General features: G+C 45.5%; 23 protein-coding genes. 17 read left to right on the top strand and 6 right to left on the bottom strand.

Annotated elements, in window-relative coordinates; all coding sequences use genetic code 11:
• Positions 1 to 2 precede the first annotated feature (2 nt).
• From rmgQ to M1D65_RS14675, 5 genes are all read left to right on the top strand, one after another.
• Positions 3 to 1,124, top strand: coding sequence for an unsaturated rhamnogalacturonyl hydrolase (gene rmgQ, locus M1D65_RS14695; RefSeq protein ID WP_124073055.1), 1,122 nt, complete (start codon positions 3 to 5; stop codon positions 1,122 to 1,124).
• Positions 1,121 to 1,624, top strand: coding sequence for a rhamnogalaturonan transport/degradation protein RmgS (gene rmgS / locus M1D65_RS14690; RefSeq protein ID WP_080286225.1), 504 nt, complete (start codon positions 1,121 to 1,123; stop codon positions 1,622 to 1,624). The genes rmgQ and rmgS overlap by 4 nt, the downstream gene beginning before the upstream one ends.
• An 11-nt stretch (positions 1,625 to 1,635) precedes the next feature.
• A complete protein-coding gene (locus tag M1D65_RS14685; RefSeq protein ID WP_072173625.1) occupies positions 1,636 to 2,922 on the top strand; it encodes a Gfo/Idh/MocA family protein in 1,287 nt (428 codons plus the stop codon).
• A gap of 22 nt (positions 2,923 to 2,944) precedes the next feature.
• Positions 2,945 to 3,613, top strand: a complete 669-nt coding sequence (locus M1D65_RS14680; RefSeq protein WP_021480329.1) for a YesL family protein — start codon at positions 2,945 to 2,947, stop codon at positions 3,611 to 3,613.
• Positions 3,614 to 3,680: 67 nt separating this feature from the next.
• Positions 3,681 to 3,863: a sporulation protein Cse60 gene (locus tag M1D65_RS14675; RefSeq protein ID WP_003223398.1), complete on the top strand. Its 183-nt coding sequence runs from the start codon at positions 3,681 to 3,683 to the stop codon at positions 3,861 to 3,863.
• A gap of 36 nt (positions 3,864 to 3,899) precedes the next feature.
• On the opposite strand, the gene opuD is transcribed toward M1D65_RS14675, so the two are convergent.
• Positions 3,900 to 5,438, bottom strand: a complete 1,539-nt coding sequence (gene opuD, locus M1D65_RS14670) for a glycine betaine transporter OpuD (protein ID WP_015384403.1) — start codon at positions 5,436 to 5,438, stop codon at positions 3,900 to 3,902.
• Positions 5,439 to 5,626: 188 nt separating this feature from the next.
• Positions 5,627 to 6,889 carry a BaiN/RdsA family NAD(P)/FAD-dependent oxidoreductase gene (locus tag M1D65_RS14665; protein WP_276353395.1) on the bottom strand — a complete coding sequence of 421 codons (1,263 nt, stop codon included), beginning with the start codon at positions 6,887 to 6,889 and terminating at the stop codon, positions 5,627 to 5,629.
• Positions 6,890 to 7,092: 203 nt separating this feature from the next.
• On the opposite strand from M1D65_RS14665, the gene murJ reads away from it, so the two are divergent.
• The gene (gene murJ / locus M1D65_RS14660; protein WP_014480588.1) at positions 7,093 to 8,727 is read left to right on the top strand and encodes a lipid II flippase MurJ; all 1,635 of its coding nucleotides are present in this window, start codon (positions 7,093 to 7,095) and stop codon (positions 8,725 to 8,727) included.
• A 68-nt stretch (positions 8,728 to 8,795) separates the two neighbouring features.
• On the top strand, positions 8,796 to 9,515 hold the full coding sequence (locus M1D65_RS14655) for a pseudouridine synthase (protein ID WP_101502192.1): 720 nt from the start codon (positions 8,796 to 8,798) through the stop codon (positions 9,513 to 9,515).
• A 121-nt stretch (positions 9,516 to 9,636) separates the two neighbouring features.
• On the opposite strand, the gene M1D65_RS14650 is transcribed toward M1D65_RS14655, so the two are convergent.
• Positions 9,637 to 9,858 carry a DeoR family transcriptional regulator gene (locus M1D65_RS14650; RefSeq protein WP_003152337.1) on the bottom strand — a complete coding sequence of 74 codons (222 nt, stop codon included), beginning with the start codon at positions 9,856 to 9,858 and terminating at the stop codon, positions 9,637 to 9,639.
• Between the two features lie 289 nt (positions 9,859 to 10,147).
• On the opposite strand from M1D65_RS14650, the gene M1D65_RS14645 reads away from it, so the two are divergent.
• Both M1D65_RS14645 and M1D65_RS14640 read left to right on the top strand, forming a co-directional pair.
• Complete coding sequence (locus M1D65_RS14645) at positions 10,148 to 10,858, top strand: ABC transporter ATP-binding protein (protein ID WP_042977616.1); 711 nt, start codon at positions 10,148 to 10,150, stop codon at positions 10,856 to 10,858.
• Positions 10,855 to 12,012 (top strand): ABC transporter permease, encoded by a 1,158-nt coding sequence (locus M1D65_RS14640; protein WP_070547642.1) that lies wholly within the window; start codon positions 10,855 to 10,857, stop codon positions 12,010 to 12,012. The genes M1D65_RS14645 and M1D65_RS14640 overlap by 4 nt, the downstream gene beginning before the upstream one ends.
• A 38-nt stretch (positions 12,013 to 12,050) precedes the next feature.
• On the opposite strand, the gene pbuO is transcribed toward M1D65_RS14640, so the two are convergent.
• On the bottom strand, positions 12,051 to 13,349 hold the full coding sequence (gene pbuO / locus M1D65_RS14635; protein WP_014480583.1) for a hypoxanthine/guanine permease PbuO: 1,299 nt from the start codon (positions 13,347 to 13,349) through the stop codon (positions 12,051 to 12,053).
• A gap of 96 nt (positions 13,350 to 13,445) precedes the next feature.
• Here pbuO and pepV point away from each other — a divergent pair, with 96 nt between their 5' ends.
• Complete coding sequence (gene pepV / locus M1D65_RS14630) at positions 13,446 to 14,837, top strand: dipeptidase PepV (RefSeq protein WP_029318264.1); 1,392 nt, start codon at positions 13,446 to 13,448, stop codon at positions 14,835 to 14,837.
• Between the two features lie 33 nt (positions 14,838 to 14,870).
• On the opposite strand, the gene cysK is transcribed toward pepV, so the two are convergent.
• Positions 14,871 to 15,806: a cysteine synthase A gene (gene cysK / locus M1D65_RS14625; RefSeq protein WP_003229237.1), complete on the bottom strand. Its 936-nt coding sequence runs from the start codon at positions 15,804 to 15,806 to the stop codon at positions 14,871 to 14,873.
• 148 nt (positions 15,807 to 15,954) lie between these two features.
• Between cysK and thpR the strand changes: the two genes are divergently transcribed.
• From thpR to M1D65_RS14600, 5 genes are all read left to right on the top strand, one after another.
• Entirely contained in the window at positions 15,955 to 16,506 is a 552-nt protein-coding gene (thpR, locus tag M1D65_RS14620) for an RNA 2',3'-cyclic phosphodiesterase (RefSeq protein WP_456270603.1), read from the top strand.
• Between the two features lie 25 nt (positions 16,507 to 16,531).
• Complete coding sequence (locus tag M1D65_RS14615; protein WP_003229241.1) at positions 16,532 to 17,446, top strand: hypothetical protein; 915 nt, start codon at positions 16,532 to 16,534, stop codon at positions 17,444 to 17,446.
• A gap of 48 nt (positions 17,447 to 17,494) precedes the next feature.
• Positions 17,495 to 18,424: a YegS/Rv2252/BmrU family lipid kinase gene (locus M1D65_RS14610; RefSeq protein ID WP_021480323.1), complete on the top strand. Its 930-nt coding sequence runs from the start codon at positions 17,495 to 17,497 to the stop codon at positions 18,422 to 18,424.
• 25 nt (positions 18,425 to 18,449) lie between these two features.
• Positions 18,450 to 20,606 (top strand): type I pullulanase, encoded by a 2,157-nt coding sequence (gene pulA / locus M1D65_RS14605; RefSeq protein WP_349611911.1) that lies wholly within the window; start codon positions 18,450 to 18,452, stop codon positions 20,604 to 20,606.
• Between the two features lie 179 nt (positions 20,607 to 20,785).
• The gene (locus M1D65_RS14600) at positions 20,786 to 21,583 is read left to right on the top strand and encodes a phosphotransferase family protein (RefSeq protein ID WP_009967993.1); all 798 of its coding nucleotides are present in this window, start codon (positions 20,786 to 20,788) and stop codon (positions 21,581 to 21,583) included.
• On the opposite strand, the gene M1D65_RS14595 is transcribed toward M1D65_RS14600, so the two are convergent.
• Positions 21,584 to 21,862: a YtzH-like family protein gene (locus tag M1D65_RS14595; RefSeq protein ID WP_003237926.1), complete on the bottom strand. Its 279-nt coding sequence runs from the start codon at positions 21,860 to 21,862 to the stop codon at positions 21,584 to 21,586. It lies immediately after the preceding gene.
• Positions 21,863 to 22,068: 206 nt separating this feature from the next.
• On the opposite strand from M1D65_RS14595, the gene trmB reads away from it, so the two are divergent.
• Positions 22,069 to 22,710, top strand: a complete 642-nt coding sequence (trmB, locus tag M1D65_RS14590; RefSeq protein WP_021480321.1) for a tRNA (guanosine(46)-N7)-methyltransferase TrmB — start codon at positions 22,069 to 22,071, stop codon at positions 22,708 to 22,710.
• A gap of 69 nt (positions 22,711 to 22,779) precedes the next feature.
• Positions 22,780 to 23,625 carry a YtnP family quorum-quenching lactonase gene (locus tag M1D65_RS14585; protein ID WP_172861580.1) on the top strand — a complete coding sequence of 282 codons (846 nt, stop codon included), beginning with the start codon at positions 22,780 to 22,782 and terminating at the stop codon, positions 23,623 to 23,625.
• The last annotated feature ends 74 nt before the right edge of the window (positions 23,626 to 23,699 follow it).

Raw genomic sequence — 23,699 nt, 5'->3', positions numbered from 1 at the left:
GGATGGGATCAATGGATCAATCAATCGCTGTAAAATCGCCTCTTACGTACGCGGAGGCATTGGCAAAAACCATTATGAATACGTACACAGTCGAGGAGCTGCCTCCTGCAAACCGCTGGCACTACCATCAGGGTGTTTTCTTATGCGGTGTATTGCGGCTGTGGGAAGCAACCGGGGAAAAGCGGTATTTTGAGTATGCGAAGGCCTATGCAGATCTCTTAATCGATGATTATGGCAATCTATTATTTAGAAGAGATGAACTGGACGCCATTCAAGCGGGTCTCATTCTTTTTCCATTATACGAGCAGACGAAGGATGAACGGTATGTCAAAGCGGCAAAAAGGCTGCGCGGCTTATATGGAACACTGAACCGGACGTCTGAGGGCGGTTTTTGGCACAAAGACGGTTATCCATACCAAATGTGGCTTGACGGCTTATACATGGGGGGGCCGTTCGCACTGAAATATGCCAATCTGAAGCAGGAGCCGGAGCTGTTTGATCAGGTCGTGCTGCAGGAGTCATTGATGAGAAAGCATACGAAGGATGCAAAAACCGGACTCTTTTATCACGCCTGGGATGAAGCGAAAAAAATGCCTTGGGCCAATGAAGAGACAGGCTGTTCACCGGAATTTTGGGCACGTTCCATCGGCTGGTACGTCATGTCTCTTGCTGACATGATTGAAGAGCTGCCGAAGAAGCATCCAAACCGTCATGTGTGGAAAAACACGCTGCAGGACATGATGGAAAGCATCTGCCGCTATCAAGACAAAGAGACGGGGCTATGGTATCAGATTGTTGATAAGGGAGACAGGTCTGATAACTGGCTGGAAAGCTCAGGATCCTGCCTGTACATGTACGCATTTGCGAAGGGAATCAATAAAGGCTATTTAGACAGAGCTTACGAAACAACACTGCTAAAAGCGTATCAAGGCTTGATTCAGCATAAAACCGAAACATCAGAAGACGGCGCGTTTCTCGTCAAAGACATATGTGTCGGAACGTCAGCCGGTTTCTATGACTATTATGTCAGCCGCGAAAGAAGCACAAACGACCTGCACGGAGCCGGCGCGTTTATTTTAGCTATGACAGAGCTGGAGCCTCTTTTTAGGTCAGCGGGGAAATGACAAAAAAGATACGTACGGCTTTGTGTGTGATTGTCTCAGTCCTCTTTTTGGCATCATGCTCAAGCAGGCCGGACGGAATGCATGTCATTCTCTTTTCTGATATGCAGGCTGGCGTACAGGAAAAAATAAAAAAGGCCGCCGAGCAGAATGCCGAGAAGGTCGATATCTTTCCAGCTTTTCAGGAAAAACTGCTGACTGAAATTACCGCCCATGAGGGAGATGTTTTCATCGTGCCTGAAGACATGTTTCAAGCTTACGATGATCCGGAAAATTTTCAGCCGTTAAACGGATTGCCTCCTAAAAAAACATGCCCTTATACAATTGTTAATAAAAAAACAGGAGAAAAAACGATCTATGCCGTTCAGATCGAAAAAGGGAAAAAACAGCTGAACGGCTATTCTTTTCGATTGAATCGCGATATGGCGGCGTTTATCCCTGTGTATGCTGAAAAAACAGAGGAAGCGCTGCAGCTGATTTCTCAACTAACTGAAGCCCGATAGAGGTGAGGATATTGAAGAACATCGTCTTTTGCGGATTGAGCAGCAGAGCATTCAGTATGTTTATCAAACCGCTGTTGGAGCGGTTTTCAACTCATTATGAGATTACGGGATTGCTGGATGCCGATCCGAAACGTTTTGCCGTTTGCAAAAAGAAATTTCCCGAGCTGGCCCACGTGCCCGAGTTTAGCGAAGATGCTTTTGACGAGATGATGCGCGTGTCAAAGCCTGATATCGTCATTGTGGCAGGCAGGGACGATACGCATGTCACATATATTGTGAAAAGCCTTCAGTGGGATACAGATGTAATTACTGAAAAACCAATGGTGACAACAGTGCAGGATGCGAATCGGGTGCTTGAAGCGGAGGCCAAAAGCGAAGGAAAAGTCACCGTCGCGTTTAACTATCGCTACAGCCCGTTTCATCGGAAAATAAAAGAAATGATTCTGGACGGAAAAATAGGCAGGGTCACCTCCGTTGATTTAAATTGGTATATTGATACGTATCATGGCGCCAGCTATTTTAAACGCTGGAACAGGTCGAGACAGTTTTCCGGCGGTCTTTCTGTCCATAAATCAACACATCACTTCGATCTCGTCAATTGGTGGCTCGGACAAAATCCGGAAGAGGTATTTGCTTATGGCGCCTTGAATTACTATGGGCCGGACAGTGAGTGGAACCCCTTGCCCGAAGAAGACGGGCGTTTTTGCGGGACGTGCCGTGTTAAAGAAAAATGCCACTACTATTCAAGGTGGCATCCCCGTTCCTCTAAAGCTTCTATAAAAGATGATCATCTCGAAGCAGGAGACCAGTCTAGCTTATATACTGCATACAGGCCTGACGCGTGTATTTTTGACGAGGAAATTGACATCGAGGATACGTACGTAGCGGCAGTCAAATATGATGACGGCGCACTGTTAAGCTACTCGATTGTTTTTTCGGCCCCGTATGAAGGCTACCGGCTGACGATCAACGGCACAAAAGGGCGTATTGAATCAAATGAATTTCACGAACCTTCCAGAATTCCGTTTGCTTTTCCTGAGCAGACAATCGAATACTATCCGCTTTTTGAATCAAAGCAGACGATACAAGTAGTCAAAAATGAAGGGGGGCATGGCGGAGGTGATCCGCTTTTGCTTGAGGATCTTTTTTTAGGGAAAGACCCGCTGCGCCGCTATGATATTTTAGCCGGGGCTGAAGCTGGAGCCTACTCCATCGCGGTTGGTGAGGGAATGTGGCGCTCGGTTGCCGAAAAGAAGCCGATCGGCATGAAAGAGCTTTTTCAGATGCAGAATGTATAATGCAAAAAAAGGAGGGGGCGCCATGGAACATGATGGCTCACTGGGACGGATGCTGCGTTTTTGCGAATGGATCATGAGATTTGCGTATACAAACTTGCTGTGGCTGTTTTTTACGTTGCTCGGTCTCGGTGTGTTTGGCATTATGCCCGCGACCGCGGCTTTATTTGCTGTCATGCGGAAGTGGATCCAGGGGCAGGACAACGTTCCGGTGCTCAAAACGTTTTGGCAGGAATACAAGGGTGAATTTTTTCGTTCGAATCTGCTCGGCGCTGTTCTGGCGCTCATCGGAGTGATCATTTATATTGATTTGGTTTTCATTTATCCAAGTCATTTCCTTCTGCACATCCTGCGCTTCGCCATTATGATATTTGGATTTTTGTTCGTATCCATGCTTTTTTATGTGTTTCCGCTGCTCGTCCATTTTGACTGGAAAAAACGTCTGTATGTGAAATTTTCGCTCTTGCTCAGTGTGGCGTATTTGCAATATACGCTTACTATGCTTGCGCTGACTGTTGCTCTCTTTTTCTTGCTTGCGTACCTGCCCGGCATTGTCCCTTTTTTCAGCGTCAGCCTTATCAGCTACTGCCATATGCGGATTGTTTATGCCGTGCTGCTGAAAGTGGAGCAGCAAGGCGGCGAGCCACAGAGGGAATCCCATATACGGAAAGCTTTTTATCCGGAAACGAGATAATCATCATTTCTCTATCATAAGGCTGTTCCAAACGGAATAGATTGATAGAGAAAGGAGAGCGGATAAAATGCTGAAGGTAGCGGTATTTGATGAAGAGCATGAAAAAGACTTACAGACGGAAATCAATTCATTTTTAAAAGGGATATCGGAGGAGCAGCTGATTGATATCAAATATACGGTTTCGGCCGCGTGCGACCCAGACGGCGAGCAGCTTTACTGTTTTTCCGCCCTTATTTTATATCGCAAATAAAAAGATCTTTCCGCAGGCGCGGAAAGATCTTTTTTGTTAATATGCTTTTTTCACTCTTGGACTTCTCGGTTTATCGAGTTTCTCCGCTTTTTTGATCTCTCTTCTTTCTTTTGAGAGCGATTGATAGAGAGAGGCAATCATCAGCAGGATAACGATAGAAAACGGCAGCGCTGCCAGAATCGCTGTGTTCTGCAAAGCGGCAAGCCCTCCGGAATATAGGAGCACAGCCGCCATGGCAGACTGAATGATGCCCCAGCTGAGTTTCACAGAATTCGCCGGATTTAAAGAACCGTACGACGTCTGCATGCCCAGCACGAATGTAGCTGAATCTGCAGACGTGATAAAAAATACTGCGATCAGAATCAATGCAAGGATCGATGTCACCATTGTCAGCGGATAGTGATCAAGTGTTCCGAACAGCATCGTTTCAGTGGACAGCTTTGCTACATTGAACGTGCCTTTTTGCTGGAGATCCATGGCTGATACGCCGAAAATGGAGAACCATAGAAATGTCAAAATACAAGGTGTCACCAAGACGCCAATTAAAAATTCGCGGATCGTCCGGCCTCTGGATACACGGGCGATGAAAATGCCGACAAATGGAGACCAGGAAATCCACCATGCCCAATAGAAAATCGTCCAGCTGTTAATCCATTCGCGTTTTTCAGGATCATTCGGTGTCAGTCTGAAGCTCATTTGAACAATATTTTGAATGTATTGTCCGATAGAATCTGTAAATGAGTTCATTATCAGCACTGTAGGACCGACAACGAGCATAAACAACATTAACAATCCGGCCAATACCATGTTTGTGTTGCTTAAATACTTAATTCCTTTTCCGAGTCCGCTCCACGCAGAAAGTAAAAAGAGCACTGTCACAATAATGATTAAAACCAATTGGACGATAAACGCATTCGGAATGCCGAACAGGTAATTCAAACCGCCGTTAATTTGGGTTGCGCCAAGACCAAGACTTGTTGACACCCCGACAACAGTGGCGAAAACTGCAATACAGTCAATGGCCTTTCCGATCGGTCCGTTTACTTTATCCCCGAGAATCGGTGACAGTGTGCTGCTGATTAATCCGGGCGCGCCTTTGCGGAATTGGAAATAGGCAATGCATAATGCCACAATGGCATAAATGGCCCAAGCGTGCAAACCCCAGTGGAAAAACGTATAGCGGAGTGCATCTCTGAAGGCTTGGGGGGTTTCTGTTTCACCTGATGGAGAGCTAATTGCGTAATGGCTGATCGGTTCAGCCGCACCGTAGAATACTAAGCCGATTCCCATGCCTGCGCTGAACAGCATGGCAAACCATGATAATAACCCGAATTCCGGTTTTTCATCAGGCTTTCCGAGTTTGATTTTTCCGATCGGGCTGAAAATCAAAAAGAGACAAAACCCGACAAACAAAGAGACAACTAAAAGATAATACCAACCAAATGAATCGGTAATAAATGCTTGTGCCGATTGAGACACATTTTGCAGGCTGTCAGGAGAAATAACACCCCATAATACAGCTGCAGCTGTGATTGCAATCACAATCCAAAATACACTAGATATATGTTTCAACATTTCTCACCCTCTAATTTTTTGTGTACGCCTATATCTTGCTCGCAGGCTTAGTATGGTCGTACGATGGCAGCTCATTCCTCTCTTAAAATTACCCCGCAATCAGGTGAAACAAAACAAGTCTCACCCTAACATGAATGCGGGGAATGTTCAAATGTGAGTTTGGAGGCAAGAGATTTAAAGAGTAATGATTAAGAACGGGCGTATTGCCCGGCATTTAGCCCTGCAAGCCTGCCTGTGACAAGGGCGGAGGTAATATTGTATCCGCCTGTGTAGCCATGGATATCCAGAATTTCACCGCAAAAATAAAGCCCCTCCATTTTTTTAGAAGCCATCTTTTTCGGGTCAATTTCTTTTACAGATACCCCGCCTCCCGTGACAAATGCCTTATCAAGCGACAGTGTGCCATTTGCGAGGACAGTAAACTGCTTGCAGTCCCTTACAAATTGTCTGAAAGGATCCTTCGGCAGCTCAGAAAACGATACGTTCGGAGAGATGCCGTTTTTTTCGAGCAGGAATAGAAGATAGCGCTCCTGCATCCAAGGCTTCAGCACGTTTTTAATGGTTTTTTTCGGTGCTTCCTTCAGTTCTTTATACATCTTTTGGAAAAGCGTTTCTTCATTGATATCCGGATACAAGTCGATTCTGATCGGCACTTGAGGCTGTTTTTTCAGCTCTTTTACGACAAATTGGCTGCATCTGAGAATGGCAGGTCCTGAGAGGCCGAAATGGGTAAACAGCATGTCCATTTTATGTGTGATAATCGGTTTGCCTTTTTTATTTAACACACTGACGGCTACATCTCTTAGTGATAAGCCCTGAAGTGTTTTTTGCTTAATGAACGGTTCGCCAGAAGTGACGGGAACCTCTGTCGGAAACAGCTCTGTTATGGTATGGCCCGCGGCTTCAGCCCATTCATAGCCGTCTCCCGTGCTTCCGGTATGAGGCACGCTTTTACCGCCGACAGCGATAATGACTGCCTGGCTATGGATCATTTCGCCATTATTCGTCACAATCCCTGCTGCCTGTCCATCTTCATATAAAACAGATTTAATTTTCTCGTTCGTTCTGATTGTTACGTGGAGCTGCTTCAGCCTGTTTAACAGCGCGTCAACGACACTTTGGGCTTTGTCGGTCACAGGAAACATCCGGCCGTGATCCTCTTCCTTCAATTGAATGCCGAGGTTTTCAAAAAACTTGATAATGTCCTCATTATTAAATTCAGAAAACGCGCTGTATAAAAAACGCCCGTTGCCGGGGATGTGCTTGATAATTTCTTCCACAGGAAGGCGGTTCGTCACATTACAGCGGCCGCCCCCGGAAATCGCGAGTTTCCGTCCTAATTTATTTCCTTTATCTATCAGCAACACGCCAGCGCCCTGTTCTCCTGCTGCAATCGCAGCCATCAAGCCTGAAGGGCCTCCGCCGATTACGATTACGTCATATTGTTTCATCTTTATCATCAACTTTCTTTTCATTTCGTGTGCGGACACCCCCGTCCGCAGTACTATTATAGCGAAAGAAAGCCGCTCCTTAAACGTCTTTTGCCGCGGACATGAATGTTCACAGGATTGCTTTTGTATTTATTACCGTCTAAATGCCCAGTTGTGGTAAAATAGAAAAGTTGAATCTTCGTAGAAAATGGTGATGAAGAAACATGTCAAGCAAACTGTTAAGAGGCACGTTTGTATTAACGCTCGGTACATATATATCGCGGATTCTGGGGATGGTCTATTTAATTCCCTTCAGCATTATGGTCGGGGCGACAGGCGGTGCATTATTTCAATACGGATACAACCAATACACTTTATTTTTGAATATTGCTACGATGGGCTTTCCGGCCGCTGTTTCTAAATTTGTTTCCAAATATAATTCAAAAGGGGATTATGAGACAAGCAGGAAAATGCTCAAGGCGGGCATGTCGGTTATGCTCGTCACAGGAATGATAGCCTTTTTCATTCTGTATCTATCGGCTCCGATGTTTGCGGAAATATCGCTGGGAGGCAAGGATAATAACGGCCTGACAATTGATCATGTTGTTTATGTCATCCGCATGGTCAGCTTAGCGCTTTTGGTCGTACCGATTATGAGCCTTGTCCGCGGATTCTTTCAAGGGCACCAAATGATGGGTCCGACAGCTGTTTCCCAAGTCGTTGAACAGATTGTCCGCATCATCTTTCTATTGAGTGCGACATTCTTGATTTTGAAGGTTTTCAACGGCGGCCTTGTCATCGCTGTGGGCTATGCAACCTTCGCAGCGCTGATCGGTGCCTTCGGTGGGCTGGTCGTGCTTTATATTTATTGGAACAAACGGAAGGGCAGCCTGCTGGCGATGATGCCGAATACGGGTCCGACAGCAAACCTAAGCTACAAAAAAATGTTTTTCGAGCTGTTCAGCTATGCTGCTCCGTACGTTTTTGTCGGACTAGCCATCCCTTTGTATAACTATATTGATACAAATACGTTTAACAAAGCGATGATTGAAGCCGGTCATCAAGCCATCAGCCAAGACATGCTTGCGATTCTAACCCTGTATGTTCAGAAGCTCGTGATGATCCCGGTTTCCCTAGCAACTGCTTTCGGACTGACATTAATTCCAACGATTACTGAATCGTTTACAAGCGGAAACTATAAGCTGTTAAATCAGCAGATTAATCAAACGATGCAGACGATCCTGTTTTTAATTATTCCGGCTGTTGTCGGGATCTCTCTATTGTCAGGACCGACGTATACGTTCTTTTACGGGTCAGAGAGCCTTCACCCTGAACTGGGAGCAAACATTTTGCTATGGTATTCGCCAGTCGCGATTTTGTTCTCTTTGTTTACAGTCAACGCAGCCATTCTGCAGGGCATCAATAAGCAAAAATTTGCGGTTGTCAGCCTTGTGATCGGTGTCGTGATCAAGCTTGTGCTGAATGTTCCGCTGATCAAGCTGATGCAGGCTGACGGAGCGATTTTAGCGACGGCGCTTGGATATATCGCTTCACTTTTATATGGGTTTATCATGATTAAGCGCCATGCAGGCTATTCGTATAAGATACTAGTTAAACGAACTGTTTTGATGCTTGTCTTATCAGCCATTATGGGTATTGCCGTGAAAATCGTGCAGTGGGTATTAGGCTTCTTTATTTCCTATCAGGATGGCCAGCTGCAAGCTGCGATTGTTGTGGTGATCGCGGCCGCTGTTGGCGGAGCTGTCTACCTGTATTGCGGCTACCGATTAGGATTTTTACAGAAAATTTTAGGCCGCCGTTTGCCAGGTTTCTTAAGGAAAGGCAGACATGCAGGCTGATGAACTAGATATGATGAAACTGAGGGCTCGCATGCTGCGGGCTTTCTTTTATAAAGGAGAGATTGGGAATGAGACTTGATAAGCTGCTTGCCAACAGCGGGTATGGTTCCAGAAAAGAAGTCAAAGCCGTTGTAAAGGCTGGAGCCGTGATGATCGACGGCAAACCTGCCAAAGATGTAAAGGCGCACGTTGATCCTGATACGCAGGAGGTGACCGTATACGGGGAACCGGTTGATTATCGAGAGTTCATTTATCTTATGATGAATAAACCGCAGGGCGTGCTGTCGGCGACTGAGGACAGCCGGCAGCAAACAGTGGTCGATCTGCTGACGCCGGAGGAGATGAGATTTGAGCCATTTCCAGCCGGCAGGCTTGATAAAGATACAGAGGGCTTTTTGCTGCTCACAAATGATGGCCAGCTCGCACATCGGCTCCTTTCTCCTAAAAAGCATGTTCCAAAAACATATGAAGTCCATTTAAAATCACAGATTTCTAGGGAAGACATCTCCGATTTGGAAACGGGTGTCTACATAGAGGGCGGCTATAAAACAAAGCCGGCAAGAGCGGAAATCAAAACAAACAACAGTGGCAATACCGTGATATACCTGACAATTACAGAAGGAAAATACCATCAGGTCAAGCAAATGGCAAAGGCAGTCGGCAATGAAGTGGTTTATCTGAAGCGGCTTTCGATGGGACGCGTTTCCCTAGATCCCGCTCTGGCACCCGGAGAATACCGTGAGCTGACAGAGGAAGAGCTTCATTTGCTCAATGAGCCGCAAGCATGACAAAAACCCCGCATATCGAATGCGGGGTTTTATTTATAAGCACACAAAAACAAGGCTCAGTAGTTTCTGCGCCCTATTATCTATCGGGCCGCTCTCAGGCGGCCCTATGTAATTTTTCAATTTATGAGGTAATCTTTACTTTCTTTCTCGTTGTCTCCCACTTGCCACGGCTTGGACTATGAACAAGATCATTATATGCCAACACATTTAAGTCTCTTTGAATCGTTCTAGGTGTAATGCCGAATTCGTCAACCAGTTCCTGTGTTGTCACAAGACCTTTTTCTTGGATAAACATGTAAACTGATTTGATTCGAGTTAGCATACGGTTTGTTGAAGGTTTCAAAAAACCACTCCCTATCATAAGATCGGATGGACTTGACTAACCACAACTCACGACTATCAACTGCGTACGAAATAGCAACAAAGGCAGACATCTGTAATTGTTATAATAATTCGCCCTCATTATACACGATATTGCAGTGATGAATCTAGGGATAACTCCTATTAATTTTTTCCAATTCGCGTTGGGCAGCCATCCTTGTTGGATTACTATGTATTTCGGCTCAATATTATTATGGTTAAAGAAACTTTTTTTATTCTGTTTCGTAGTAAATTTTGGAGGTGGGAGAGTTTTGACAAATTTGCTTGAAGCTTCAATAGAACAGGCCGGGTATACAAGCCGAAAAAAAGTGCTCACCGATGTTTTTCTGGAAGTCAGAAAAGGGGAACTGGTTGGACTGATCGGAGCTAACGGCGCCGGAAAAAGCACCGCAATCAAGGCGATACTCGGCCTTTCAGAAGATTTTAAAGGGCATATTGCCTGGAACGACTGTTCATTTGCATATATTCCGGAGCATCCGTCCTTCTACGAAGAACTGACGCTGTGGGAGCATTTGGATCTGATCAGCACACTCCACGGCATTGAAGAGAGTGAATTTGCGCATCGGGCCCAAAGCCTGCTGCAGACGTTTTCGCTTGATCAGGTCAAACATGAGCTGCCTGTCACCTTTTCGAAGGGCATGCAGCAAAAACTAATGCTTATCCAGGCCTTTCTCTCTAAGCCGGATATGTATGTGATTGATGAACCGTTTATCGGCCTTGATCCGATATCGACGAAACGCTTTGTGGACATGCTTAAGGCTGAAAAAGAACGTGGAGCCGGAATTCTTATGTGCACGCATGTACTCGATACCGCGGAAAAAATCTGTGACCGGTTTTATATGATTGAGAAAGGTTCATTATTTCTCCAAGGCACGTTAAAAGATATTCAGGACAAGACCGGATTAGAGGGGCAGTCATTGCTTGACTGTTTTTATAAGGCAGTTCAAGGTGATCGGCCATGAACGGGCGTACGCTCTTTTTTCGAAGGCTGTTTGACTATTACAAGTATCAGTTTAAAGTGTTGCATGCGGTCATTGACTGGACAGTCGCTCTCTATATTGTTTTGCCGGCGATTGCTTTTGTCATCTATCAGTATATTGATTTGATGAATGGAAGAGGCCTTCTTTATGAGTGGTCTGAAGTGGCGGAGTGGAGATGGCTGTACGCTGTGTGTGGGCTGATCATGTTTACAGGCTCGATTCGTACATTTTTAATGGAAGCGGACAAAGTGTTTTTGCTGCAAAAGAAAGAAATCATCTATCAGCTCAAACGGTACGCGCTTTTGTATTCTTTTCTCGTCACGATGGCTAAATGGCTGCTTCTCTTTTTCATTGTCCTTCCCTTGATCAGTCATTCTGTTCACATCACATTCGCAGAAAGCACTGCTCTATTGTGTTATTTGTTTGGCCTTCATATATTCTTTTTATCCTTAAAGCAAGACAGGATCAGAAAGCCGCGCTCTATTTCGAGATGGATTGGTGATATCCTTGTCAGAGCTATATTTTTTGCTGGTTCTGCTATCCTGATTGTTTTGACTCAGTGGCACTTGCTTGCGCTTTTTGGCATTTTATTTTTGCTTTTCTCAGTTATCCGCAGTTTGAAAAAGACAGCTTCGTTCACGGCTTTTGAAGCTGAGGTGACTGAAGAGAAAAAAAGCAGGCTTGCCCTTGCAGGACTTGTGATGATGATGAGTCAGGAGGCGGGAATGCCAAAAGTAAAAGACAGGATGAGAAGAAAACCGTTATTATACCGAAATTCAAAAAGGATATTTAAAAGACGAACGATCTGCACAGGCTATAAGGAATTGTTTTTTAAAGTCATGCTGAGGAATGGCGAGTATGCGAGGCAGATGTACATGCTATTGTCAGCTTTCACCGTTCTCATATTTGTTTCCCCAATTTGGCTGAAGGTGATTGCGCTGCTGGTCTATACAGGTGTTTGCCGTTATATCCTGACGCTTATTTTTGACAAGGTCATGGATGCCCCTTTTTTAATTGGCACCGATAAGGAAAGTGATGAATATTATCGGGCCAGAAAAAACTGTATCAACATCCTGCACTATGCGTTTGCCGCCTGTTGTTTTTTAGCGGCCGCTGTCTCTTTATTGTTTACATAAAAAACCCAAACGACGACGTTTGGGTTTTTTGGTCTATGTTATAAAATAAACAGCTGGATGAAAAACAGAATGGCGAAAACGATGACGAGCGGATGAATCTCTCTCCATTTTCCCCGCGCCGCTTTTACGATCGGATATGAAATAAAGCCAAGCGCAATTCCTGTTGAAATGCTGGATGTCAAAGGCATGGCCAGAATGACGAGAAACGCTGGAAATGCCTCGTCCATCTCTTTCCAGTTCATATTGGAAACCGAGCCCATCATCAAGCTGCCGACGATAATCAAAGCAGGCGAGGTGATGGCGGCTATACCGGACAAGGCGCTGACAAGCGGACTGAAAAACATTGAAGCCGCAAACATCACCGCGACAGTCAAAGCCGTAAGCCCCGTTCTTCCCCCGGCTGCGACACCGGCGGAAGATTCGATAAATGCGGTCGTCGGACTTGTGCCGAAAACAGCTCCTACTGTCGTCGCTGTTGAATCAGCAAGCAGCGCTTTTCGCACGTTAGGCAGCTTGTTGTTTTTCATCAGCCCGGCTTGCTCGGCAACTCCGATCATCGTGCCTGTCGTATCAAAAATGGTGACTAATAGAAAAGAAAAGACGACAGCGTACAGGCCGTGATGAATGACATCGCCAAAAGCGGTAAATGGATTTGAGATCATCAATCCTTCCGGCAAATGAGGAAGCGACATAAATCCCTTTGGAAAATGGAGCTGGCCGGTGAAAAAGGCGATCAAAGCGGTAGCTGCCATTCCGATAAATAAAGCGCCGCTTACATTCAGCACCATCAGGACCACGCTGATCAAAAGGCCAACCAGCGTTAAGATAACACCAGGTGAATGCAGATTGCCGAGAGTGACCAGGTTTGACTCATCAGCTGCCACAATGCCCGCTTGACGCAAACCGATAAATGCAATAAACAGCCCGATCCCTGTTGTGATCCCGTATTTTAAATTGTTTGGAATCGCTTCTATAAGTTGTTTTCTTAAAGGCGTTAACGATAGAATAATGAAGAGAACCCCTGCTGTAAATACTGCGCTGAAAGCTGTTGCGTACGTGATGCCGCCATCGCTTGCGCTTACGACATGAAAGGCTAAATAAGCGTTCAAGCCCATGCCGGGCGCAATAGCAATCGGATAATTTGCTGCCAGGGCCATCCACAGCGTTCCGACAATGGAGGCAATAATCGTTGCGGTGAACACCTGGTCGAAAGGAACCCCGGCGTTAGCCAGAATGACCGGATTGACCACGACGATATAGACCATTGTGAAAAAGGTCGTCAGCCCTGCTATGATTTCTTGCTTTATGGATGTTTGCTGCTCTTTTAGATGAAACATAGTATCCTCCAATTACGAACGTTTTAACAAAACACCATTAATATTATTCGTTTTATTTGGTTTTTGCAAGTCATTTCTTGCGGAAAGGGGATCATTATGAACTGGGAAGTTGAAGTGATCAGAAAAAAAGAGGATTTAATTCGTGATACGCAGGAATTTTTGAGAATCAACAGTGTCATGGACGAAACAACCGCCGGACCCGGTAAACCGTTTGGAGAAGGGGTAAACGCCAGCCTGACTTCATTGCTGGAGCTTGGAGAAAAAGAAGGCTTTACAACAAAAAATCTTGACGGCTTTGCAGGTCATATTGAATGGGGGGAGGGCGATGACATTATCGGCGTACTTTGCCATGTTGACGTCGTGCCGCCGGGAGATGGGTGGACGAGTGATCCATTTTCAGCTGAAATCCGCAACGGACGGATTTATGCAAGGGGCGCCATTGATGACAAAGGCCCGACAATGGCGGCATTCTACGCGCTGAAAATCGTGAAAGACATGAATCTGCCCCTGTCCAAGCGAGTCAGAATGATTATCGGAACAGATGAAGAAAGCGATTGGAGATGCGTAGAGCATTATTTCAAGCATGAAGAAATGCCAACAATGGGCTTTGCGCCTGACGCCGATTTTCCGATCATTAATGCGGAAAAAGGGATCATCGATGCTTCTTTACTTATTCCACACCGTCCAAATCAAGCAGAACCAAAGGCAGTGCTTGTCTCGTTTCAATCAGGCCTTCGTTTGAACATGGTGCCTGATGCTGCGGAAGCTGTCATTGAAGGGCCGAAAAATGAAGAGATTCTGTCTTCATTTAAAGACATGCTCCGCACGACGGACCAAAAAGGGGAAGCTGCAATAGAGAACGGACAGCTCATTTTGCGTATGTACGGTCTTTCCTGCCATGCGATGGAACCGAACAATGGGATCAATGCCGGTATTTTATTGTGCGAATTTCTCCAGCAGACTGAGCTTGACGATGCAGGAAAGCGGTTTGTGCAAGTTGTGACAGATAAGTTCTCAGGTGATACAAGAGGAAAAAAACTGGACATCGACTGTGAGGATGAAATCAGCGGTGAGCTGACATTAAATGTCGGAACACTGCGCTATAAAGAAGGGCAAGGAGGCGAGCTCGGGATCAATATCCGCTATCCTGTGACAGCAGAAAGCAAAGCGATTCGCGATGCATTCGAAAGTGCATCTGAATTTGATCTGGGAGAATTCAAAGACAGCAAGCCGCATCACGTGTCCGCAGATCATCCGTTAGTCAAAACCCTGCAAAAGGTTTATGAAGGCCAGCTGGGTAAAAAAGCTGACTTAATCTCAATCGGCGGGGGGACATATGCGAGATCCTTAAAAGCCGGTGTCGCGTTCGGCCCGCTGTTCCCCGGACGCCCTGACAGCGCACACCAAAAGGATGAATATATCGAAATTGATGACCTGCTGAGATCGACAGCGTTATATGCTCAGGCCATTTACGAGCTTGCAAAATAAAAGGACCGGCTTCTGCTGAAGCCAGTCCTTTTTTTAAATAAATGACCATAAATCAGTTGATAAGTACCGTTCTCCTGTATCAGCTGTCATGCAGACCACAACTTTGTCAGGAGAGAGGCGTTTCGCTGTTTCGATTGCCGCGAAGCAGGCAGCGCCTGATGAAGGACCGACAAGAATTCCTTCTTCAGCAGCAAGCCGTCTTGTCGTCGTATACGCGTCTTCATCAGAGATTTTGATAATTTCATCATAAACGTCTTCATTTAAAATCGGCGGTATAAAGCCTGGGCTCGTTCCTACAAGTTTATGCGCGCCAGGTTTTCCGCCGGATAATACAGGCGAACCCGCTGGCTCAACAACATGAACCGTGATATCCGGAAAAAGCTCTTTGAGCGCCTCACCTGTTCCGGTAATGGTTCCGCCCGTTCCGGAGGAGGCGACAAAAGCGCCGAGCGGTTTTCCGATTTCCTCTATTGCCCGGGCGATTTCAGGCGCTGTTGTTTTCCGGTGCGCATCAGGATTAGCAGTGTTATCGAACTGCATTGGAATATAGCTGTTCGGAATTTGTTCGGCAAGCTCCTTCGCTTTTTTGATGCTGCCCGGCATTCTTTCCTCTCCGGGAGTTAACACAACCTCTGCACCGTAAGCTTTAAGTAGGTTGATCCGTTCCTTCGTCATCGTATCAGGCATAACTAAGATTGCTTTATATCCGCGTGCTGCCGCATTCATGGCGAGCCCGATTCCGGTATTTCCGCTTGTCGGCTCTATAATAACTGATCCCGGCTTGAGTAAACCGTTTTGTTCAGCTTCTATGATCATTTGATAAGCGGCTCTGTCTTTCACACTGCCGCTCGGATTGAAAAATTCAAGCTTCAAATAGACTTGTGCCGCATTTTCCGGCTGAAGCCGATTCAATCTCACTAGCGGTGTATCTCCTATCAGATCAGCTGTGTTTGCAACGATTTTCAACATTGTCATTCCTTTCTGAATAAAACAAGTGTCATATAATATCCTAACATAATAAACGTTTGTGCGAGAGTGTTTTCATACACTGTTCCTCTATCCGCACAGCCTCTTTATTGATAAAATAATAGCTGTCAAAGAAGGGAGTGTCAGACGGATGCTAGATATACGGCCTCATTATTTCATCGGCGTTCCCATACCTGAGGGAATTGCAAATCCGATCTACCAGGCTGCGAAAAACGAACCGATATTGACGTTTCAAAAATGGGTGCACCCGCTTGACTATCATATCACGTTAATTTTTCTCGGAGCGGCGGATGAGACACAAATAAAGAAGCTTGAAGGTTCGCTAGCAGAGATTGCTTCAGAAATTGACCCATTTTCAATTGAGTTTGACAAGATAGATGTATTCGGCGACCGCAGAAGGCCGCGCGTTTTACATCTGGAGCCAAAGAAAAACAAAACGCTTGATAGACTGCGGGAACATACGAAGCAGGCTGTACTTCAGGCCGGCTTTCAAGTGGAAAAAAGACCGTATCATCCTCATATGACGCTGGCAAGAAAATGGACAGGCGAAAATGGATTTCCAGCTCATGTTCCGTTTGAAAGCGGCGAAGTTTCGTTGATGGCTGAACGATTTTCGCTCTTTCAAATACACTTGAACCAATCACCAAAATACGAGGAAATATTCAAATTTCAATTATCTTAATTCATTGCGGAGTGGAGAAACAAACATGGCACAAATCATCAAAATTCATGATTATATATCAAGATATGAGCTTGATCCGTACCATTATATCAACCAGTTTGTACGTCTGAAAAAAGAGCGCTGGCTTTCACTAGTAGAAGCAGCGGAGCGACAGCATGAAGAAAGGCAAGCCAGTGCTGAAGAACCGGAACCGGTGCAGAAACGAAAAAAATTTTCATTGAAAAGAAGAAAAGAAGAGATAAAAGCCGATATACAAGAAGAGAGACACCAATGGTTTGAGGACGAAGAAGATATTCATGTAAGGCTCCCGAAGAGCAGGGTGGCGCTTGCTTCTTTTTATAAAAGACATTTATATGATTTTCAGCTCAAATGGGCAAGCTCTACTCTTTCAGAAATATCTCAACTCTCAAACCAGGTGAAGCAGGACCGCATTTTGCGTTATCTGACCCAGCAGCTGCCTGATTCTTATTTTATTATGTATAAGCCTGTGCTGAAAATTCAGCAGGCGGCGGTTGAATTAAGCATTGTGATTATTTCTCCTCTGGAAATTTATTGCGTTTCTTTTTTAGAGGCTGAGGAAGACAGTGTCTACATAGGGTCTAAAAATCGTTTTTGGGACAAGAAAACAGCCTCTCAGACTGCATCAGTGTTAAATCCAGGGCTTAGCCTGTTTCGTACGGACTCGGTTGTGTCAAAGATCGTAAAGGAAAAACAGGCTGAGATTCCGGTTCGAAAATTGCTTCTGAGCAGAACGTCGTACATCGATTACCCGGAGCCGCCATACGGCTTAGAAATAGCGGATAAGCGGAGCGCGGAAGAATGGATTGAGCGGCAGAAGAAAAACACTGCTCCGATCAAACATCATCAGGTAAAGGCTGCAAAGGCTCTATTGTCTTACTGCATGTCTGACTCCTATCGCAGACAGGAGTGGCTGGAGTAAAAGAGAACGATTTGAGCGGTTTTCTCATAACATAAGCAGGTGAGAAAGATGAGCCATTGGTTTTTTATTATTAACCCGACAGCAGGACATCGAAACGGCCTGCGTGTTTGGAAGTCCATTCAAAAAGAATTGATCAAACGAAAGGTTGAGCACCGTTCATTTTTAACTGAACATCCGGGACACGCCGAGGTGCTCGCCAGACAGATTTCAACGATACAAGAATATAAGCTGAAGCGCCTGATCGTCATTGGCGGAGACGGAACCATGCATGAAGTTGTCAACGGGCTGAAAGATGTTGACGATATTGAGCTGAGCTTTGTGCCGGCGGGCGCATATAATGATTTTTCGCGAGGATTCTCTATTAAAAAAATCGATCTGATACAGGAAATCAAGAAGGTAAAGCGCCCGTTAACAAGAACCTTTCATTTAGGGAGCGTCAATTTCCTTCAGGATAAATCACAGATTCTTTATTTTATGAATCATATCGGGATCGGGTTTGACGCATATGTCAATAAAAAGGCGATGGAATTTCCGTTGAGACGGGTTTTTCTTTTTCTCCGCCTTCGATTTCTTGTGTATCCGCTTTCTCATTTGCACGCTTCGGCAACCTTTAAGCCGTTTACGTTAGCTTGTACGACGGAAGACGAGACGCTCGAATTTCATGATGTCTGGTTTGCCGTTGTATCCAACCATCCGTTTTACGGGGGAGGCATGAAGGCGGCGCCCCTAGCAAATCCGCGCGAGAAGACATTTGATATTGTAATCGTTGAAAACCAGCCGTTTTTGAAAAAATATTGGCTTTTATGTCTCATGGCATTTGGAAAACATACAAAGATGGATGGCGTTACGATGTTTAAAGCGAAGGACATTACATTTTACACGAAGGACAAAATCCCGTTCCATGCTGACGGAGAAATCATGGGCACTACCCCGTTTCGTCTGGCTTCTAGTCCTTCACCCCTAAGGATCAAAACATAAACGTGTTTGAAGGAGAGAGCTTCCGATGGTCAGCATCCGCCGCAGCTTCGAAGCGTATGTCGATGACATGAATATCATTACTGTTCTGATTCCTGCTGAACAAAAGGAAATCATGACACCGCCGTTTCGGCTTGAGACAGAAATAACAGATTTTCCTCTGGCTGTCAGGGAGGAATACTCCCTTGAAGCAAAATACAAGTACGTCTGCGTATCCGACCATCCTGTGACATTTGGAAAAATCCATTGCGTCAGAGCATCCAGCGGCCACAAAACGGATCTCCAAATTGGCGCGGTCATCCGGACGGCAGCGTTTGATGACGAATTTTATTATGACGGAGAGCTGGGCGCCGTTTATACCGCGGATCATACCGTATTTAAAGTATGGGCGCCTGCTGCAACCTCAGCTGCTGTCAAGCTTTCACACCCCAATAAAAGCGGGCGCACATTCCAAATGACTCGGTTGGAAAAAGGCGTCTATGCCGTTACGGTCACAGGTGACCTTCACGGATATGAGTATTTGTTTTGCATCTGCAACAATTCAGAATGGATGGAAACCGTTGACCCGTATGCCAAGGCTGTGACTGTAAATGGAGAGAAGGGCGTCGTCTTGCGCCCGGATCAAATGAAATGGACTGCTCCTCTTAAACCATTCTCACACCCTGTGGATGCCGTCATCTATGAGACGCACCTTCGCGACTTCTCCATCCATGAAAACAGCGGCATGATAAACAAGGGAAAATACTTAGCATTAACGGAAACTGATACACAAACCGCAAATGGCAGTTCTTCGGGACTGGCGTATGTAAAAGAGCTTGGTGTTACACATGTGGAGCTTCTGCCGGTGAATGATTTTGCCGGAGTTGATGAAGAGAAGCCGCTTGATGCATACAATTGGGGATATAACCCGCTTCATTTCTTTGCCCCGGAGGGAAGCTATGCCTCAAACCCTCATGATCCTCAAACGAGAAAAACAGAGCTGAAACAAATGATCAATACCCTGCATCAGCACGGTCTGCGAGTCATTCTGGATGTTGTTTTTAACCATGTGTATAAGAGGGAGAATTCCCCCTTTGAAAAGACAGTGCCCGGTTATTTTTTCCGGCACGACGAATGTGGGATGCCATCAAACGGCACCGGCGTTGGCAATGATATTGCATCAGAAAGAAGGATGGCAAGAAAATTCATTGCGGATTGCGTGGTCTATTGGCTTGAAGAATACAATGTTGACGGCTTCCGCTTTGATCTCCTCGGGATTTTAGATATTGACACCGTGCTTTATATGAAAGAGAAAGCAACTAAGGCAAAGCCCGGAATCCTGCTTTTTGGAGAAGGGTGGGATCTGGCTACACCGCTGCCGCATGAACAGAAAGCTGCTTTGGCGAACGCGCCAAGAATGCCGGGCATCGGCTTTTTTAATGATATGTTTCGTGACGCTGTAAAAGGGAACACCTTTCACCTTAAGGCAGCAGGGTTTGCGCTCGGCAGCGGTGAATCAGCACAAGCTGTGATGCATGGAATTGCCGGGTCTTCCGGATGGAAGGCATTAGCACCGATTGTTCCGGAACCAAGCCAGTCCATCAATTATGTCGAATCACACGACAATCACACCTTTTGGGATAAAATGAGCTTTGCGCTTCCTCAAGAAAATGACAGCCGAAAGCGAAGCAGGCAAAGGCTTGCAGCCGCGATTATTTTGCTTGCCCAAGGGGTGCCGTTTATTCACAGCGGCCAGGAATTTTTCCGGACGAAGCAGGGAGTGGAAAACAGCTATCAATCCAGTGACAGCATCAACCAGCTCGACTGGGATCGCCGTGAAACATTCAAAGAAGATGTTCACTATATCCGCAGGCTGATCTCGCTGAGAAAAGCGCATCCTGCATTCCGTCTTAGGTCCGCTGCAGACATCCAGCGCCATCTTGAATGCTTGACGCTAAAAGAACACCTTATCGCATACAGGCTTTATGATCTTGACGAGGTTGACGAATGGAAAGATATCATTGTTATCCATCACGCGAGTCCAGACTCCGTCGAGTGGAGGCTGCCAAACGACATACCTTATCGGCTTTTATGTGATCCATCAGGATTTCAGGAAGACCCAACAGAAATCAAGAAAACGGTTGCAGTAAACGGCATCGGAACGGTTATCTTATATTTAGCATCAGATCTTAAGAGTTTTGCTTGACGAAGTTTGTGCTATAGCGCTAAAATTTAAAGGACGGCTATTGATTAGCATATGAGACTCTCAATAGCTGTCTTTTTTATTTTTATACGATTCGTACGAAAAAGGCATTCGCTGGATAGACTAGAGACGATTAGCCTTAATTCTAAAATATTTTAAGAAATGATGGGTTGAACATTGATATGAACTGGTTGGGACAATTACTAGGTAGCGATTGGGAGATCTTCCCCGCCGGAGGAGCTACAGGAGATGCATATTATGCGAAACATAACGGGCAGCAGCTTTTTTTAAAACGTAATAGCTCACCTTTTTTAGCTGTTTTATCCGCCGAAGGCATTGTTCCGAAGCTGGTTTGGACAAAACGGATGGAAAATGGGGACGTCATTACGGCCCAGCACTGGATGACCGGCAGAGAGCTGAAGCCTAAAGACATGAGCGGACGGCCCGTTGCTGAATTGCTTCGTAAAATACACACATCAAAAGCCTTGCTGGACATGCTGAAGAGACTTGGAAAAGAACCGCTGAACCCGGGGGCTCTTTTGTCTCAGCTGAAGCAGGCTGTATTTGCTGTGCAGCAATCTTCGCCGCTGATTCAAGAAGGGATCAAGTATTTGGAAGAACACCTGCATGAAGTGCATTTCGGTGAGAAAGTCGTTTGCCATTGTGATGTCAATCATAATAACTGGCTATTGTCTGAAGACAACCAGCTGTATTTAATTGACTGGGACGGCGCCATGATCGCTGATCCGGCGATGGACCTCGGGCCTTTGCTGTACCACTACGTCGAAAAGCCAGCTTGGGAGAGCTGGCTGAGCATGTACGGCATAGAGCTGACAGAAAGCCTTCGGTTGCGAATGGCTTGGTATGTGTTATCTGAAACAATTACTTTCATTGCCTGGCATAAAGCAAAAGGCAATGACAAGGAATTTCATGATGCAATGGAAGAGCTGCATATCCTCATGAAACGAATTGTTGATTAATCAGGAATACGAATCCATTTGCTCTACCCATTGAGACAGGCTGTTCTGATGCTCTTGTATGTGTGAGTCGATGGATTTGGACGATATTCCTGATTGGCTGTAGCGGTAAACATCTTCAAGCACGTTTTTGAAATTTGAATCAAGCTCGGTGTTTGCCATCAGTGATTTAATCACACGCTCAAGCTGCTCGTACTCTGCGACTGTTCCGCAGCAGTCCAATTGATGGTCAGTCAAGATATCCTTCAATAAATGAACTTGATGCTCATAATGTAAACCCATAACGGTACACATCCCTTCAGTATCATACGGGTTAAATTGTTCAAAACAGAGCGTTTTTATACATGTGAAAGGAGTGTTCCAGCAGACGGGACCCTCTTTTTTTATGCGCTCGGCCTTAAGAGAGATACACTGGAAAAACGAGCTTGCGGGTCTTTTTAATTCATGGTATGTTGTTAGTCGAAATAATAGATAGAGGTGTCAATCATATGAGAATGCGCCACAAGCCTTGGGCTGATGACTTTTTGGCTGAAAACGCAGATATTGCCATCAGCAATCCTGCTGATTATAAAGGGAAATGGAACACAGTGTTTGGCAACGACAATCCGATACATATCGAGGTTGGTACAGGAAAAGGCCAATTTATTTCTGGTATGGCCAAACAAAATCCCGACATCAATTATATTGGTATTGAGTTATTTAAAAGCGTCATCGTAACAGCCGTCCAAAAAGTAAAAGACAGCGAAGCGCAGAATGTAAAGCTTCTGAATATAGATGCGGACACGCTGACGGATGTGTTTGAGCCGGGGGAAGTGAAACGGGTCTACTTGAACTTTTCTGATCCTTGGCCGAAGAAACGGCATGAAAAACGCCGCCTGACATATTCCCACTTCCTCAAAAAATATGAAGAAGTAATGGGCAAAGGCGGAGCGATTCATTTTAAAACGGACAACCGAGGTTTGTTTGAGTACTCTTTGAAGAGCTTCTCTGAGTACGGCCTCCTGCTGACATACGTCAGTCTTGATTTGCATAACAGCAATCTCGAAGGCAATATTATGACAGAATATGAAGAAAAATTCTCTGCACTCGGCCAGCCGATCTATCGGGCTGAGGTTGAATGGAGAACGTAAAGACAGACTCTGACAGGAGTCTGTTTTTTTTATGGGCCGTTTGCTACCATGATGACAGGGGGGATGAAAATGGAAACAATGAAAATTGGAAACATCACGTTGACCTGGCTTGACGGAGGCGTGACGCATATGGACGGAGGCGCCATGTTCGGCGTTGTGCCAAAGCCGCTTTGGTCTAAAAAATATCCAGTCAATGAAAAAAACCAGATTGAACTAAGGACAGACCCTATTTTGATTCAAAAGGATGGGCTCAATATCATCGTTGACGCCGGAATTGGGTCCGGCAAGCTGACTGATAAACAAAAACGAAACTATGGCGTGACACAAGAGTCGAATGTGAAACCCTCATTAGCTGCACTCGGATTAACGGTTGCCGATATAGATGTGATCGCAATGACACACCTTCATTTTGATCATGCATGCGGTTTAACGGAGTATGAAGGTGAACGGCTCGTCTCTGTCTTTCCGAATGCAGTGATTTATACATCTGCTGTTGAATGGGACGAAATGCGCCATCCGAATATCAGGTCGAAAAATACGTATTGGAAAGAAAATTGGGAGGCTGTAGCTGGCCAAGTCAAAACCTTTGAAGACACCTTAACGATCACAGAGGGTATTACAATGCATCACACCGGAGGCCATAGCGACGGACACAGTGTCCTGATATGCGAGGATGTGGGTGAAACTGCCGTACATATGGCAGATCTGATGCCGACACATGCCCACCGCAATCCGCTATGGGTGCTGGCTTACGATGATTATCCGATGACCTCTATCCCGCAAAAGCAGAAATGGCAGGCGTTCGCAGCAGAAAAAGACGCTTGGTTTATTTTTTATCATGATGCCGAGTATCGCGCCCTTCAATGGGAGGAGGACGGAAGCATCAAAGATTCAGTCAAGCGAATGAAGCAATAGCATATTTTTATGTTTACCCTGCATGTTTTCCGGCTAATAATGCAAACCTAGTACTAATTATGCTCAGAAAGGAA

It is taken from the genome of Bacillus sp. JZ39, from assembly GCF_053903145.1.
Note: the sequence above shows the minus strand (reverse complement) of the source record. Positions and strands in the feature narration are given on the sequence as shown.

Coding starts and splice junctions, on each gene's coding strand:
- cysK (WP_003229237.1), bottom strand. CDS start 15,806: ATGTTGAAAATCGTTGCAAACACAGCTGATCTGATAGGAGATACACCG.
- rmgS (WP_080286225.1), top strand. CDS start 1,121: ATGACAAAAAAGATACGTACGGCTTTGTGTGTGATTGTCTCAGTCCTC.
- M1D65_RS14640 (WP_070547642.1), top strand. CDS start 10,855: ATGAACGGGCGTACGCTCTTTTTTCGAAGGCTGTTTGACTATTACAAG.
- pbuO (WP_014480583.1), bottom strand. CDS start 13,349: ATGTTTCATCTAAAAGAGCAGCAAACATCCATAAAGCAAGAAATCATA.
- murJ (WP_014480588.1), top strand. CDS start 7,093: ATGTCAAGCAAACTGTTAAGAGGCACGTTTGTATTAACGCTCGGTACA.
- M1D65_RS14675 (WP_003223398.1), top strand. CDS start 3,681: ATGCTGAAGGTAGCGGTATTTGATGAAGAGCATGAAAAAGACTTACAG.
- M1D65_RS14680 (WP_021480329.1), top strand. CDS start 2,945: ATGGAACATGATGGCTCACTGGGACGGATGCTGCGTTTTTGCGAATGG.
- M1D65_RS14600 (WP_009967993.1), top strand. CDS start 20,786: ATGAACTGGTTGGGACAATTACTAGGTAGCGATTGGGAGATCTTCCCC.
- pulA (WP_349611911.1), top strand. CDS start 18,450: ATGGTCAGCATCCGCCGCAGCTTCGAAGCGTATGTCGATGACATGAAT.
- pepV (WP_029318264.1), top strand. CDS start 13,446: ATGAACTGGGAAGTTGAAGTGATCAGAAAAAAAGAGGATTTAATTCGT.
- opuD (WP_015384403.1), bottom strand. CDS start 5,438: ATGTTGAAACATATATCTAGTGTATTTTGGATTGTGATTGCAATCACA.
- rmgQ (WP_124073055.1), top strand. CDS start 3: ATGGGATCAATGGATCAATCAATCGCTGTAAAATCGCCTCTTACGTAC.
- thpR (WP_456270603.1), top strand. CDS start 15,955: ATGCTAGATATACGGCCTCATTATTTCATCGGCGTTCCCATACCTGAG.
- M1D65_RS14610 (WP_021480323.1), top strand. CDS start 17,495: ATGAGCCATTGGTTTTTTATTATTAACCCGACAGCAGGACATCGAAAC.
- trmB (WP_021480321.1), top strand. CDS start 22,069: ATGAGAATGCGCCACAAGCCTTGGGCTGATGACTTTTTGGCTGAAAAC.
- M1D65_RS14615 (WP_003229241.1), top strand. CDS start 16,532: ATGGCACAAATCATCAAAATTCATGATTATATATCAAGATATGAGCTT.
- M1D65_RS14595 (WP_003237926.1), bottom strand. CDS start 21,862: ATGGGTTTACATTATGAGCATCAAGTTCATTTATTGAAGGATATCTTG.
- M1D65_RS14655 (WP_101502192.1), top strand. CDS start 8,796: ATGAGACTTGATAAGCTGCTTGCCAACAGCGGGTATGGTTCCAGAAAA.
- M1D65_RS14665 (WP_276353395.1), bottom strand. CDS start 6,889: ATGAAACAATATGACGTAATCGTAATCGGCGGAGGCCCTTCAGGCTTG.
- M1D65_RS14585 (WP_172861580.1), top strand. CDS start 22,780: ATGGAAACAATGAAAATTGGAAACATCACGTTGACCTGGCTTGACGGA.